The organism is Mucilaginibacter defluvii, assembly GCF_039543225.1.
GTDB classification, from domain to species: domain Bacteria; phylum Bacteroidota; class Bacteroidia; order Sphingobacteriales; family Sphingobacteriaceae; genus Mucilaginibacter; species Mucilaginibacter defluvii.
In genome coordinates, this window is sequence record NZ_BAABJI010000001.1 from 1,080,276 (window position 1) to 1,095,428 (window position 15,153).

At 44.7% G+C, this 15,153-nt stretch carries 6 protein-coding genes; 4 read left to right on the forward strand and 2 right to left on the reverse strand.

Features of this window, described 5'->3' with window-relative positions; genetic code table 11:
• The first annotated feature begins 78 nt into the window (after positions 1-78).
• The 4 genes from ABD960_RS04920 (at position 79) to ABD960_RS04935 (ending at position 11,272) form a co-directional block, all read left to right on the forward strand.
• Entirely contained in the window at positions 79-4,206 is a 4,128-nt protein-coding gene (locus ABD960_RS04920) for a two-component regulator propeller domain-containing protein (RefSeq protein ID WP_345329798.1), read from the forward strand.
• A gap of 247 nt (positions 4,207-4,453) precedes the next feature.
• Positions 4,454-7,621, forward strand: a complete 3,168-nt coding sequence (locus tag ABD960_RS04925; protein ID WP_345329799.1) for a SusC/RagA family TonB-linked outer membrane protein — start codon at positions 4,454-4,456, stop codon at positions 7,619-7,621.
• Positions 7,622-7,632: 11 nt separating this feature from the next.
• On the forward strand, positions 7,633-9,324 hold the full coding sequence (locus ABD960_RS04930; RefSeq protein ID WP_345329800.1) for a RagB/SusD family nutrient uptake outer membrane protein: 1,692 nt from the start codon (positions 7,633-7,635) through the stop codon (positions 9,322-9,324).
• A 112-nt stretch (positions 9,325-9,436) separates the two neighbouring features.
• Positions 9,437-11,272 (forward strand): glycoside hydrolase family 35 protein, encoded by a 1,836-nt coding sequence (locus ABD960_RS04935; RefSeq protein WP_345329801.1) that lies wholly within the window; start codon positions 9,437-9,439, stop codon positions 11,270-11,272.
• 51 nt (positions 11,273-11,323) lie between these two features.
• Here ABD960_RS04935 and ABD960_RS04940 read toward each other — a convergent pair whose 3' ends face one another.
• Together ABD960_RS04940 and ABD960_RS04945 are read right to left on the reverse strand one after the other, a co-directional pair.
• Complete coding sequence (locus ABD960_RS04940) at positions 11,324-14,329, reverse strand: PAS domain-containing protein (protein ID WP_345329802.1); 3,006 nt, start codon at positions 14,327-14,329, stop codon at positions 11,324-11,326.
• A gap of 79 nt (positions 14,330-14,408) precedes the next feature.
• Positions 14,409-15,116 carry an SGNH/GDSL hydrolase family protein gene (locus tag ABD960_RS04945; RefSeq protein ID WP_345329803.1) on the reverse strand — a complete coding sequence of 236 codons (708 nt, stop codon included), beginning with the start codon at positions 15,114-15,116 and terminating at the stop codon, positions 14,409-14,411.
• Positions 15,117-15,153 lie beyond the last annotated feature (37 nt).

Consider the following 15,153-nt stretch of genomic DNA (forward strand, 5'->3'; position numbering starts at 1 on the left):
AATTATAAGCACCGGGCATTACTCGCATGCCTGTATTTAACGCTTTTCTGATATAATTTACGGTAATAGCGCGCGTAGATGAGGGGGTTTTTTAAAATTTTGATATGCTTGCTGCTGCTTTTTGGGGTTAAAGCATCAAACGCGCAGGTGTGGCGTACAGCCTCCGGTGGGCTAAAAGCGCCCGGCAGTTTCGCGCAAAAAGTTTATACTACTAATGATGGTTTACCATCGCGAAGCACCACCTGCGCCATACGTGACAAGCGTGGATTTATGTGGGTAGGCACAGAGAATGGCCTGTGTAAGTTTGATGGCTACACGTTTAAGACTTATGTAACTGTACCGGGCAACAGCAACACCATCACCAGCAACTACATTAACGCGATAGTTGAGGACAGAAAGGGCCGGTTATGGGTAGGCACCATGGATGGGTTAAATCTGTTCGATCCGCTTACTGAGCAGTTCACGCGGTTTTATCATAACGACAAGGATGGGCATTCGCTCAGCAATAATAAAGTATTCAGTTTATTGGTTGATAGCCGGGGCACTGTGTGGGTTGGTACCGATGATGGCTTTAACCAGTATAATACTACTGAAAATAAATTCATCGTTTACCAGCCCGATGCCGGTTCGGCTACGGCGATGAAAGGCAAATCTGTTAACGCTATAATTGAGGATGGGCAAGGCAACCTCTGGCTGGGTAACTGGAGCAGCGGCCTTAATAAGTTTGAAATAAAAACGAGGCGTTTTACCAATTACAAACAGGCTTATAAGCCTGGCGCTAAAAACCCTAATGATGTTTGGGCGATATGTGCCGACGATAAGGGTAAAATATGGATAGGTACCTATTGGAACGGGCTTTTCCGTTTCGACCCGGAAACATCGCAATTTAAGGCTTACCCTTGCACGGCGGGAAGAAACTCAGCGGTGTTTAGCATCATGAATACGGGGCAAAACACCCTGATGATTGGCGGAACTGAGCGCTATTACTGGTTTAATACCGAGGACGGGGGTTGGCAGATGTTACCCGGTACATCCAATTTTTCAAACGGAAGCACGTATGCTGATCAGGATGGAATTTTGTGGATATGCTCAAACGGCGGCTTAACCAAAATTGACTACGGACAGTACAAATTCAACCTGTTTAAGCTCAATATTGATAATCGTGTAGTAAAAAGCATTTTAGTTGCCGGTACCGATATGTGGGTGGGCACAAACAACGGTTTGTTTAAATATGGTTACCAAAACGGAAACTCCCGGTCAACTGTTTATACCAAGGCCAACGGCGCGCTGCATAGTGATGATATTACCAAGCTTTACCAGGACAGCAAAGGGAGTGTCTGGGTGCTTACGGAAAATGGTTTTGATAGGTACGATGGGCAAACTAACCGCTTTACGCATTTTGAACATCATTCCGCTATAGGTAGTTTATTTAATGAGGATGTTTTCCGGGACATTATTGAGGTTGATCCCGGTCAGTACTGGTTAGCTACCGACGCAGGCCTTAAGATATTTGACAGTAATGCAGGTAAGTTTAAGCATTACTATAATCAAAAAAACTATAAATATTCTATTGATAATAATCACCTGTACAGCCTGCTAAAAGATGGCGACCATACCGTGTGGATAGGTACCTATGGCGGGGGGCTTAGTCGTTTCGACCGCCGTACCGGCAGGTTTTATTCCTATACGGCTGACAATAACACACCGGGCAACATCAGCAACAACATCGTTAAAACTATTTTGCCCGACGGGCACGGCAATCTCTGGGTTTGTACGCCTGATGGCTTGAACAAGTTTAATAAGCAAAAAGGAACATTTGAGGTTTACTCGCGCCGTAACGGTTTTGCAAGCAATGTTTTTAATGATATAACCCTTGATGCGGGCGGCAATTTATGGGCACTTACTGAAAATGGCGTGTCGGTGCTAAATCCGTCAAAAAAAACGGTAAGGAATTTTGACGAGGCTGATGGGTTATTTGTAAACAATGTAATGTACAATGCCGGCGGAAAAGGTATATACATCGCGGGTAGCGAGGGGATAATATATTTCGACCCAATGCGCGTACCATATAACAATCGCGTACCCCCGGTTTATTTTTCGGATTTTCAGGTATTCAATAAATCAATAGTACCGGGCGACAAGTCGCCACTGCGTGAAAACCTTAACCTGGCAAAAGAGGTTAAACTCAACTATCAGCAAAGTGTATTCTCGGTAGAGTTTGTTGCGCTGAGCTTTACCCATCCTGAAAAAAATGAATATGCGTATAAGCTTTCAGGGTTTGATAAAAAATGGAATTTTGTAGGTAAACAGCGTAAGGCAACTTATACTAACCTAAACCCAGGTACTTACACATTGTGGGTTAAGGGCTCTAATAACGATGGCGTTTGGAATAATGCAGGCCGCAAGCTTACCATTATCATTATGCCGCCATGGTACCTTACCTGGTGGGCGTATGCCTTGTACGCGCTTGCGGCTGTCGGCGTGGTGTATGGCTACATCAGGTATAGGGAGCGGCAGGCGCATTTAGAGTATGAAATACGCATATCACATATAGAAAACGAAAAAGAGAAGGAGCTGAGCGAAAAGAAACTTTCATTTTTCACCAACATCTCGCATGAGTTTCGTACGCCGCTTACACTCATCATAAACCCCGTAAAGGAGTTGTTGTACCGTGATGATAAAAATGTTGATACCACCAATTTAAATGTGGTATACCGCAACGCGCGCCGTTTGCTTAGTTTGGTTGATCAGCTATTGCTTTTCCGTAAGGCCGATTTAAAAGGGGATAACCTAAAAATAGCGCAGCTGAACGTGGTGAGCCTGAGCAAAGAGGTGTTTTTATGCTTCAGCCACCAGGCACGTTCAAAAAATATCCGGTTTGATTTTGATACGGATATTGAGAGCGCTGAATTATTTGCCGACCGGGAAAAGCTGGAGATCGTTTTATTTAATCTGCTCTCGAACGCTATAAAATTTACACCTGAGAATGGTAGGGTTACTCTTTCGATAAAAAACAGCGCTGATAATGTAGTGATTGAGATAGGGGATACGGGCTGCGGCATTCCTGATTCGACGGGTGAAAAGCTGTACGACCGCTTTTACCAGGAGCCGGGTGTAAACAACGCGCTTAAAGGCGGCTTTGGAATCGGCTTGTACATTGTACGTACGTTCATCGAAAAACATAAAGGAAGCATTACATATCAAAGCAAAGTAAACCAAGGTACTACGTTTACCATATCCTTATTAAAGGGCCGCACTCATTTGAATGATTGTGAGATTATTGAAGATACCGATACGCGTTCAGAATTCCTGAAGGAACTCATTGAGGATGAAGTTACCGCTAACGCAAGGGTAGAGGCTGCCGAGGAAATGTTGTATGATGAGCAGTTGGCTACCGATGCTAAAACCCTGCTTATAATTGATGATAATGATGATGTGCGCGAGTACTTGAAACAAATATTCAGGTTAGAATACCGCATTTACGAAGCCAACAACGGCGAAACCGGCTTACAAAAGGTTAAAGAGTATCTGCCCGATCTGGTTATCAGTGATGTGATGATGCAGGGAATGAGCGGCATTGAGCTTTGTAACGTAATTAAAGAAGATGTAGCCGTATCACATATACCGATCATATTGCTTACGGCCAGTTCATCGCCTGAAATTAAGCTAAAGGGTATTGAGGGAGGCGCCGATGATTACATCAGCAAGCCTTTTGATAAGGAGATATTGAAGGCGCGCGTCGCCGGCATACTCAAAAGCAAAAATAACCTGCAAAAGTATTTTTATAACGAGGTAACGCTTAACTCGGCCAATCTGCGTATATCTGCCGAGTATAAGGAATTTTTGGACAATTGTATCAGCGTGGTGAACAAGCACATCACTGATCCTGATTTTAACATCCAGGTACTCGCTGACGAGATAGGCATGTCGCGCTCAAACCTCTTTAAAAAAATCAAATCGATATCCGGCCAATCGGCCAATAGTTTTATCCGGTTCATCCGTTTGCGCAAGGCGGCTGAATTGTTTATCAATACCGATAACACCATATTGGAGACCTCTTATCTCGTTGGTATTAATGATCCGAAGTACTTCCGCGAGCAGTTCAACAAGCTGTTTAACATGAACCCGTCGCAGTACATTAAAAAGTACCGCAAAAATCTATCGGCGAGGCTTTCTGTTAACCCCGATCTGGTAAAATATAGGTAATGGGGTTAATATCAGTATCTTAATCATTTTTTAATAAGTTAAGTATAGGAGGTAAATTATCAGTTTACCCCCTTTTTTTTATGCATTCCCCCCTTTTTGGCGATGCTTTTAAACGCCAACTTAGCCACATAAACCTAAAATAACCGCTTGGCTTATTTAAATATGTAATGCTTGGGCTGTAGCCCTGCTATTGCAGCAACGCGGACTATTTTACCAATTACTAATTTTTATTTAACCATTTATGAGCATGAGAAAAACTCTACGAAATGAAGTATCGCCTCCATGTTTATCGTCAAAAGCGGCTTTGGCAATTGCCCTGCTTGCTTTGTCGGTAACTGCGGTAAGGCCGGTACATGCCGCGGTAATTAATCCGTTGCACCGGGTTAGCGCTAATGTTAACAAGTTTCCGGTAAGCGGTGTGGTGACTGACGAAAAAGGCGCGCCACTGCCGGGTGTAAGTGTTACCGTTAAAGGAACCACTACCGGTGTTGTTACCGATGTTGACGGTAAATACGCCTTGCAGGCAAACAGCGAAAGCGATGTGTTGGTATTCTCATTTATTGGTTACCAAACCGTTGAAAAACCTATCGGCGGCAGTTCAAAAGTGAACATTCAGTTAGCGCCCGACAACAAATCATTAAGCGAAGTTGTGGTAGTGGGTTACGGCACACAGAAAAAGGAAACTTTAACCGGATCCATATCCCAGGTTAAAGGTGCTGACCTAGTTAAAAGTCCGCAGCCCAACCTGTCAAACTCCCTTGCCGGCCGTTTTTCGGGCGTGGTAATCAATAACCGCAGCGGTGAGCCGGGTTATGATGGTTCAAACATCACTATCCGTGGTTTGGCAACAACGCGTAATAACAGTGTTTTAGTGGTTGTGGATGGAGTACCGGGCCAAATCGGCGGTTTAGAGCGTTTAGACCCGAATGATATCGAGAGCGTATCGGTGTTAAAGGATGCATCTGCTGCAATTTACGGTAACCGTGCTGCAAATGGTGTTATACTGGTAACTACTAAACGAGGTAAAACCGGTAAACCATCTATTAATTATACTTTCAACCAAGGCTTCAGTTCTCCAACCCGTTTGCCTAAAATGGCCGATGCGGCTACATATGCGCAGATCATGAATGAGATCGTGTATGATTCAAGCCCGTCCGGCGGTTTAAACCAGGCTTACACCGAGGAGCAGATACAAAAATTCAGGGATGGTTCTGATCCGTTACTATATCCAAATACGGATTGGATTGACCAGTCGCTAAAAAAGGTAGCGCTGCAAAACCAGCAAAACCTGTCGGTAAGCGGCGGTAACGAAAATGTGAAGTATTATACCTCATTAGGTACCATTTACCAGGATGGTATTTACAAAAACGGTGTAACCAAATACAAGCAATACAACTTCCGCTCAAATATCGATGCAAATATTTCAAGCCGCTTAAAAGTAGGCCTGTCATTATCGGGCAGGCAGGAAAACAGGCAATTCCCGCAAATTGGCGCGGGCGATGTTTTTCGTTCTATTTATCGTGCTAAGCCTATTATCTCTGCTTATTATCCTAACGGGTTGCCAACAACCGGTATCGAAAACAATAACCCGGCTGTTCAGGTAACAGACGCGGGCGGTGCTGTTGATAACCCTACACAAGTATTTAATGGCATTTTGCGTGGTAGCTATCAATTACCGGGTATTGAAGGGCTATCATTAGACGGTTTCTTTTCGGTTGATAAATCACATGCGTTTAACAAAAGCTTCAGCAAGCCTTATGTATTGTACCGTTACGATCAGGCAACAGATACTTATTTGCCGGTTATAACAGGTGGTAACAACCAAAAGGCTACTTTGAGCGAGAGCTATAACAGCAACTCACTGGTTACGTCAAATATCAAGTTAAATTTTGCGCGCAAATTCGGCTTGCACGATTTCAGCGCCTTTGTAGGTTACGAGCAAAGCAAAACGCATGGCGAATATTTTGATGCGCAGCGCTTTAACTTCCTGTCTACACAACTGCCTGAGCTTTCGCAAGGTGGTACCGCTGCCACCGATTATTTAAACTCCGGTTACAGCACAAACTATACCCGCCGCAGTATCATCAGCCGTTTAACGTACAATTACGACGAGAAATACCTTTTCGAGGCGCAATTCCGTGCGGATGGTTCATCAATATTTCCGGGCGGCAAAAACTGGGGATATTTCCCATCATTCTCCGGTGCATGGCGCGTTTCAAAAGAGGATTGGTTCAAGGATAATGTTAAAGCCGTTAACGATTTAAAGTTCAGGGTTTCATATGGTACCTTGGGTAATGATGCAGTTGATCCTTTCCAGTACTTTGATAACTTTACGTTATATACTAATGGTTTTGTTTCCGGTAGCGACCCGCGCATTTTACCGGGTATCAACCTCACCAAGTTAGCCAATCCCAACATCACTTGGGAAACATCCCGCAAGCTCGACCTGGGTATCAACGCAGTAATATTTAATAACTTTACTATTGAGGCTATATACTTCAGCCAAAAAAGGTCAAGTATTCTTACTGCGCGAAATGCGTCTATACCGGGTTCTTCGGGTATAGTAAACCCTTACGGCGGTCCTAACCTTACGCCTGATGAAAATATAGGTAAGGTGAACAGTTCAGGTTTTGAGGGTACATTGGGTTATAATTCAAACAACCAGGGTTTCAACTGGGGTATCTCAGGTAACTTTACATTTGCTAAAAGCAAAATAGTATTTATTGACGAGGCCGCAGGCGTACTTGATTATCAGCGCCAAACCGGTTTGCCAATAGGTACGTCATTACTTTACAACTCAATCGGCTTATTCCGTACCCAGGCAGAACTGGATGCATACCCGCACGTTCCGGGCGCGAAAGTGGGCGACTTGAAATACCTTGATTATAATAATGACGGTAAGATCACCGCGGATGACCAAACCCGTACCAAGTATGGCAACATACCTCAAATTACTTACGGCTTCACCGCAAATGCATCGTACAAAAACTTTGATGTATCCCTGTTATTTGCCGGACAGGCACAGGTTAGCCAGTATGTATTGCCTGAAGCAGGTAGCGTAGGTAACTTTTACAGCAGCTGGGCTGATAACCGGTTTAGTCCTTCAAATCCTAACGGTACTTATCCTCGCGTAACCGAACGGGCATCAAACGCTATCAGTGGTGGCCAGTACAATAATACCTTCTGGTTAAATGATGCGTCGTTCCTGCGTTTGAAAAACGTTGAACTTGGTTATAACGTACAGGCATCCTTCCTGCAAAAAATCAAGATATCAGGTTTAAGGGTTTATGCCAGCGCGTTCAACTTGTTTACTATAAGCAAGGTTAAGGATTATGATCCGGAAGGCACGAGCGGCAGCGGCCAGTTCTATCCGCAACAACGTATTATCAACTTAGGTGCAAGTGTTAAATTTTAATTGAAGTAAAGATGAAATTGATGTATAGAAAGCCGCTTTATATGGTACTTGGTGCCATGAGCCTGGCGGCTTGTAAAAAGGATTTTTTAAACGTTACGCCTACGTCAATCGTAGCTTCGTCGGCAATATCATCAGATACGTCTGTTTTTGAGGCCTTTGTTACCGCGCGTTACATCGGCACACGTTTACAGGATAAAGAGGCTGATGGTTCAAACCCCGGTTTTGGCCGTGGTTTTGAGTATAGCATGATGAGCTCATTTACCGATGAGTCTATTTACAATAATGATGACGCTACGTGGTTAATTCAACGCGGGCAGTTAGCGCCCGAAAACCTCGGCAGCGCCGGTGTAATATGGGGCAGAAGCTACCGCAGCATACGCGAGTGTAACTATGCCCTGAGCATTTTACCGGGCCTAACCATGAGCCAGGGACATAAAACCAGGTTAGAAGGCGAATTGAAATTTATACGTGCATACCGCTATCACGACCTGATACGCAACTATGGTAAAGTAGTACTAATGGGCGACAGGGTGGTGGGCCTGACAGATAATTTGCAGGACCCGGCACTGTTTACCCGTGCCTCTATTAAAGATGGTTTAGATTACACCGTAGCGCAACTTGACGATGCGGCTGCCAAATTACCATTGAACAATGATGGCACCTGGGAATTAGGCAGGGCTACCCGTGGCGCCGCTTTAGCGTTAAAAGCACGGTTGTTGTTGTATGCTGCAAGTCCGCTTTACAATAGCGGTACCTGGGCAGCCGCGGCTACTGCTGCACAAGCCGTTATCGCGCTTAATAAATATGGTATTTATGCAGGCGGTTACCGTAACATGTTCTTGGTAAACGAAACTAACGAAGTAATATTTGAACGCCTGTTTACCAAAAACGCCAATCACGTACACCTGGAAATTGCCAACGGGCCAAACGGCTATGGTGGTTGGGCAGGTAATTCGCCATTGCAAAATTTGGTTGATGATTATGAAATGACAAGTGGTAAGCCGATAACCGATCCTACTTCAGGCTATGACCAGAATGAGCCGTACGCAAACCGTGATCCACGTTTTTATGCAACTATTTTATTTAATGGCGCCCCTTACCGCGAGCGTAATATTGAAACCTTTGTGCCCGATGGTAAAGATAGTCGTGATGGTATTGACAACTGGAACACTACCAAAACAGGTTACTACCTTAAAAAGTATATGAACGATGCTTATCCGTTACAAAACCCTTGGGGTAATGCAGGCTTTCAGCCTTGGATATACATTCGTTATGCAGAGGTGTTACTGAACTTTGCTGAAGCGGCTAATGAATCTGTAGGCCCTGATGCGGTGCCTACGGGCGCAACAATGTCAGCAAGGCAGGCGGTAAATATGGTCAGGAAACGCGTAGGTGTAAACATGCCTGATGTTATCGCGTCAAACCAATCGGCCATGCGTGAGGCCATCCGCCGCGAACGCCGTATTGAGCTTGCCTTTGAAGAACACCGTTTTTACGATGTTAGGCGTTGGAAGATAGCTGACGTTACAGAAAATAAACCAGCGGCCGGTGTAACCATCACCAAAACCGCTACAGGATTTACTTACACACCCAAGGTTGCGCTTGACGGCCGCCGCTTTGAAACCAAACACTATTGGTTGCCAATACCAAGAAGTGAAATTCAGGCTTCAGGCGGACAACTACAGCAAAACGAAGGTTACTAGTAAGTTGGTTGGTTGGAAAGAGGGCGGGGGCGTTTGCCCCAGCCCTTTATTTTGCTAAGCCAAACATGATTGTTTAAAAGCCAATAAATTATACATTACTTAACCCCGTATTATGAAGCAATTTTCCTGCTCAGTTATTACATGCCTGCTTGCCGCCCTGCTGCTTGGCGGTTGCTCGGCATCAAAAAAGCAGCAGCACTCTTTCGGCTTGGCCGACAGCACTTTTTTGCTGGATGGTAAGCCATTTCAAATCATATCCGGCGAAATGCATTATCCGCGGGTACCGCGCGAGGCATGGCGCTCGCGTATGAAGATGGCCAAAGCCATGGGCTTAAACACAATTGGCACCTACGTTTTCTGGAACGTGCATGAGCCGCAAAAAAACAAGTACGATTTTACCGGTAATAATGATGTTGCCGAGTTTGTACGCATTGCCAAAGAAGAAGGCCTTTGGGTGGTATTACGCCCAAGCCCGTACGTATGCGCCGAATGGGAGTTTGGCGGCTATCCATACTGGTTACAAAACGAAAAGGGCCTCGAAGTGCGCAGTAAAGAAAAACAATACCTGAATGAATACCGCGAATACATAAACGAGGTAGGCAAACAGCTTGCCCCGTTGCAGATAAACCATGGTGGCAACATCCTGATGGTACAGGTTGAAAACGAGTATGGCTCATACGGCAGTGACAAAGAGTACCTGAAGATTAACGAAAAGATGTTTAGGGATGCCGGTTTTGATGGTATACTTTCAACTTGTGATCCGGTTCCGGCGCTTGAGGGAGGGCATTTGCCTGGTTTGCTACCCGGCGTTAACGGTATTGACAACCCGAAACAGGTAAAAGAACTAGTTAACAAATACAATAGCGGCAAAGGGCCTTATTTTGTTGCCGAATGGTACCCGGCCTGGTTTGACTGGTGGGGAACACCGCACCACACCGTACCTGCCAAAGATTACGTAAACCGCCTTGATTCAGCTTTACGTGGTGGTATATCAATCAATATGTACATGTTTCATGGTGGTACCACCCGCGGTTTTATGAATGGCGCTAACTTTAAAGATAGCACACCGTACGAACCGCAAATAAGCAGTTATGATTATGATGCCCCGCTTGATGAGGCCGGTAACGCTACCGACAAGTTCATGCAGTTTAGGGAAGTGATCAAAAAGAATTTGCCGGCCGGTACAAAAATTCCGGATGTGCCTGCTGCCAAGCCATCAGTGGCAATGCCTGCCATCAAAATGCAAAAGCAGGTGAGCGTGTTTAACATAGTTGGTACGCCAAAGCAAAATAAAACGCCGCTTACTTTTGAGGATATGAACCAGGCCTATGGCTATGTGCTTTACCGTACAACAATTAAAGGCGGCAGTAAAGCCAAGCTTAAAATAAAGGATCTGCGCGATTACGGTATAGTATTCGTTAACTCTAAAAGAGTGGGTATGCTCGACCGCCGTTTAGGGCAGGACAGCATGATAGTTGATTTACCGGCAGGCGATGTAACCCTTGATATACTGGTTGAAAACATGGGCCGTATCAACTTTGGTCCGTATTTGCTCAAAAATAAAAAGGGCATAACCGAAGCCGTATTGCTTAACGGCGCGCCGGTATATGATTGGAAGATGTTTCAATTGCCATTTGATGAGCCGGAGATAGCCAAAATTACCGGAAACCAGCCCGTGACTGATCAGCCGGTATTAAAATATGGCGAGTTTTCACTTACCGATACCAAAGATACCTACCTGGATATGCGCAGATGGGGTAAGGGTGTGGTTTGGGTAAACGGGCATAACCTGGGCCGTTACTGGAGCATTGGTCCGCAGCAAACCGTTTATGTACCTGCCGAGTGGCTTAATAAAGGTAAAAATGAGGTTGTGGTTTTTGAACTGATAAAACCTGACCAAACCGAATTAAGCAGTTTGGCTAAGCCGATACTGAACGATTTAAAGTAAATTGTAAATACCCCTTTAATAAAAACGCAGCCTGAAAGCTGCGTTTTTGTTTTAACCTATTTTGGCTTTCATATCTACCGGTTGGCTTTTATTAATGATGTTGTGTATAATTTCATCCAGTTCTTTAGCCGAAATATTCAAATATTCAAGCATCAGTTTACTATCATGATCGCATGGGGAATTATTTAACAGATCAAGCAAGCCCAATATACGGGCCAGCGGCGCGCGTACGATGTGCGATTGTGTCCAGGCGATCTCCTGCAATTTGGCATTTCTGTTTTCAATAGCGTGTATATAGTTCATGCGTTCGGTAATGTCCTGCATGGCGCCTATGATGCGCTGAGCCCGGCCTTCATCATCAAATATTAAAAAGCAGCGGTCCAAAACTGTTTTATAACTGCCATCGGCACACCTGAACCTGTACTCATTTGTAAATCTTGATAATCTGCTCGACATGGCATACTCGGCCGTGGCAATTACCTCTTCTATATCATCAGGATGAACATGCCCGTACCACCATTGATAGGTATTATGCAGGTCTTTGTGCCCGAATATACCTGCAATGCCATGGTTCCATTTTATTTGGCCGGTAATGATATTTAAATCCCAGATGGCATCACTGGTTGCTTTTGATACAATATTATACCTTTCAAGATGCTCTTTAATTACATTATCCTGCTGCACACGCTGGGTAACATCTCGCGAGTTAAGTACAATACCTTCAACCGCGGGGTCGTCGCGCAAATCGGTAATAACGGTTTGCAGCCATCGGCCGTTATCTTTACTACCCGTAAAAAGTAACGGTTGCAATTCAAAACGCTGATGTTCGCTGATGTTAGCTAACACGTTACCCATCATTCCGGCATCGGCGGCGGTAAGGTATTGGCTGATATTGCTGCACAAGAGTTCTTCGGCCGTAATGCCAATAATATTAATTGCATTAGGGCTCACGTATTTGTAATTGCCCTGGCTGTCAATAATACATACCAGGTCAGAGCCTTCCTGTATTAACGCCCTGAAGCGGCGCTCACTTGTTTTTAAAGCATCTTCAGCTTTCAGCTTATCGGTGTAATCAATAGCAATTACAATACGTGCTGAACGGCCGTCATAGTTGATGGCATTGCCGCGTGTGAGTACGCTTATTATTTCGCCGTTCCGTTTAATGTGTCTCGAAATCCCCGTATGCTGAACTCCTTGCCTGATCTCGTTAAGTATAATCTGCTTAAACATAGGCATATCTTCAGCTGGCCTGATGTTGAGCAGGTTCATAGCTTTAAACTCATCCCGGCTGTAACCGTAAATTTCAATAGCGGCATCATTAACATCGAGGTATTCCAAGGTATCAACATCATAAACAAACATGGGGTGCGGACTAAGCTGAAACAGATCGCTATAGCGATTTTTTAACATTTCCAGGTCTTGTTCTATCAGCTTGTTTTCGGTTATATCAAGGCAGGCGCCAACCATTTTTATGGGCATGCCATTGCTATCGCTTTTTAACGTTCCCCATGATCGTAGGTAACGTACCTCGCCGTTCGGCCTGATGATCCGCTCCTCAAAGCTAACGTCCTGTTTGTTTACTAAAACGCCAGATATAATATTATATACCCGCTGTCGGTCTTCATTATGCAATAGTTCCTGATAACCTTCAAAAGTTGCCTCAAATTCGCCTTTGTTAAGGCCGTAAATATTGTACAGCGTGTCTGACCAGGTTACTTTATTATGAACCACATCCCAGGCCCAGTTTCCAAAATGTGCTAACTCCTGGCCTTGCGTCATCAGTCGCATAGTTTCTTCAAGAGTGGCGGCATATTGCCTGTTTTCAATAATAACTTTTAGCAGCGCCGCGGCACGCTCAATAATTTTTATTTCGTGCTGCTCAGGCGCTCGTACTTGTTTATAGTATAAACCAAACGTTGCAACAACCTCATTTACGCTGTTCATTATAGGGTACGACCAGCAGGCCCGCAAGCCGTTATTCAAGGCCGCCTCACGATAATTTTCCCAGAGTTCGTCAGTAGTTATATCCGCGCTGATTACAGGTCTCTTTAAATACGCGCAAGTACCGCATGAGCCAACTTTAGGTCCGATTTTTACCCCCTCAATGGTTGATGCATATGCTTTGGGTAGGGATGATGATGCCCAGTTATGTAGCCGGTTATTCTCTACCCGCATTATTGAGCATACCATCTCCGGAAATATCCATTCAATACCTTCAATATAATTGTTGAGTACATCTATAAGCGGAGTTCCGGCGCGGGAGTTAAGTTCTAAAATGCGCTTTTCCAGCCGCTCCAGGTTATTGGCGAGTTCGGCGTCTTTGGCGGATTTTAGTTGTACGGTAATGTCATGCGCCATCACAATCCGCACGTTCGGCCCCCAAGTTGGCAAAACCCTTGAATTAACAATTGTGTCAATCACCTCGCCGCTTTTAGTGACGAGGCGTATCTGTTGGTCGTTAGGCAGGCCTCTATTCACTTTCTCATCCACCGCCTGCTTTAGGGCCTGGGCATCGGCGGGGTGCCAAAGCGCTTGCACGGTGATGTTTAGGTACTCTTCGAGCGTATAGCCATAAATCTGCTGGGCGGCCTGGTTAGCAGCCAAAAACTTCAGCGTCATGGCGTCATACGCCCAGGTAGGTACGGGGCTGTAGTTAAAAAGGTCGAAACTTTTATGGCGATAATCTTCTGTGCCGCTGGTAGCAGAGCTATTGAAATTCTGAACGATGCAGATCAGTTGATTTTCGCCATCCAGCACGGGGTAAGTATCAATGCTCCACATCGTATCATTAATAATCGCGAAAAGTTTTTCGGGATAAGCAAGCTTGTTGTTTTGTACATCTGCAACGGATTGCTTGAGCAAATGCCGGGTTTCCGTCTTAAAATACTTTTCCAGAAAATCGTCATAGTTTAAATTTACAAAACTATCCCGGTCGGCATTCAGGGCATCAGCTAAGGCCCGGTTAACAAAGGCGATTGACCCTTCATGCTGTGCAGACAGCAGCAGGCAAGGCACAGGCTGAGCATCAAAAACCACTTCAATTTCCCTGAACGTCATATATATGCGGAAGGTTAAGTGAATTTACATTTTATCCCACAAAAAGTGAATATAACTTACTAACAGTCAATTACGAAATCTACTTTAACGCAGTTTTTATTGCCTCATCAGTAACCCCTGCCATAACTTCGTAACCTTTACGGTTAGGGTGCACGCCATCTGTTGTTAACTCGGCCTTTTGTCCGTTCTTTTCATCTTTTAACGGCGTAAAATAATCAAGTAGCACCAGTTTTTTTTTCGCGGCGTACGCCTTTATAACCTTGTTGAGTGCCATGATGTTTTCGGCGGCAGGGTAGCCCTTACGCCATGGGTATTCATAAACCGGCAGATAGGCGCACAAAATAGGCTTTATATTATTGCTTTGTGCCAATTCTACCATCGAGCGGATGTTGTTCATGATGCTCTCAATGGTTACATGGCCGGTTGAGCCTGCCAGGTCATTACTACCGGCAAGTATGATCACGGCTTTGGGTTTAAGGTTGATCACATCCTGCCTGAAACGAATAAGCAGCTGCGGCGACAGCTGTCCGCTTATGCCGCGGTCAATATAATTTTTATGGTTTTCAAAATATTCGGGCATGCGGGTTTTCCAGAATTCAAATATCGAGCTGCCTAAAAAAACTACCCGCTTTTCGCCGAGTTTAGCTGCTGGTAAACTTTCATTCTCTTTAGCGTAATGGCGCAGGTCAGCCCAGTCATCACGGAAATCTTCCTGCGCAGGTTTTTCCTGCGCAAAAAGTGTTGAACAGCAGATAAATAAAGAAATAATAGTAAAGCTGATTTTCATATACAGAACAGGTTAATTTTATGGTCGGCAAAAGTTA

What these genes read in the sequence shown, in the direction of transcription:
- ABD960_RS04920 (WP_345329798.1), top strand. Translation starts at nt 79, where the DNA reads ATGAGGGGGTTTTTTAAAATTTTGATATGCTTGCTGCTGCTTTTTGGG.
- ABD960_RS04925 (WP_345329799.1), top strand. Translation starts at nt 4,454, where the DNA reads ATGAGAAAAACTCTACGAAATGAAGTATCGCCTCCATGTTTATCGTCA.
- ABD960_RS04930 (WP_345329800.1), top strand. Translation starts at nt 7,633, where the DNA reads ATGAAATTGATGTATAGAAAGCCGCTTTATATGGTACTTGGTGCCATG.
- ABD960_RS04935 (WP_345329801.1), top strand. Translation starts at nt 9,437, where the DNA reads ATGAAGCAATTTTCCTGCTCAGTTATTACATGCCTGCTTGCCGCCCTG.
- ABD960_RS04940 (WP_345329802.1), bottom strand. Translation starts at nt 14,329, where the DNA reads ATGACGTTCAGGGAAATTGAAGTGGTTTTTGATGCTCAGCCTGTGCCT.
- ABD960_RS04945 (WP_345329803.1), bottom strand. Translation starts at nt 15,116, where the DNA reads ATGAAAATCAGCTTTACTATTATTTCTTTATTTATCTGCTGTTCAACA.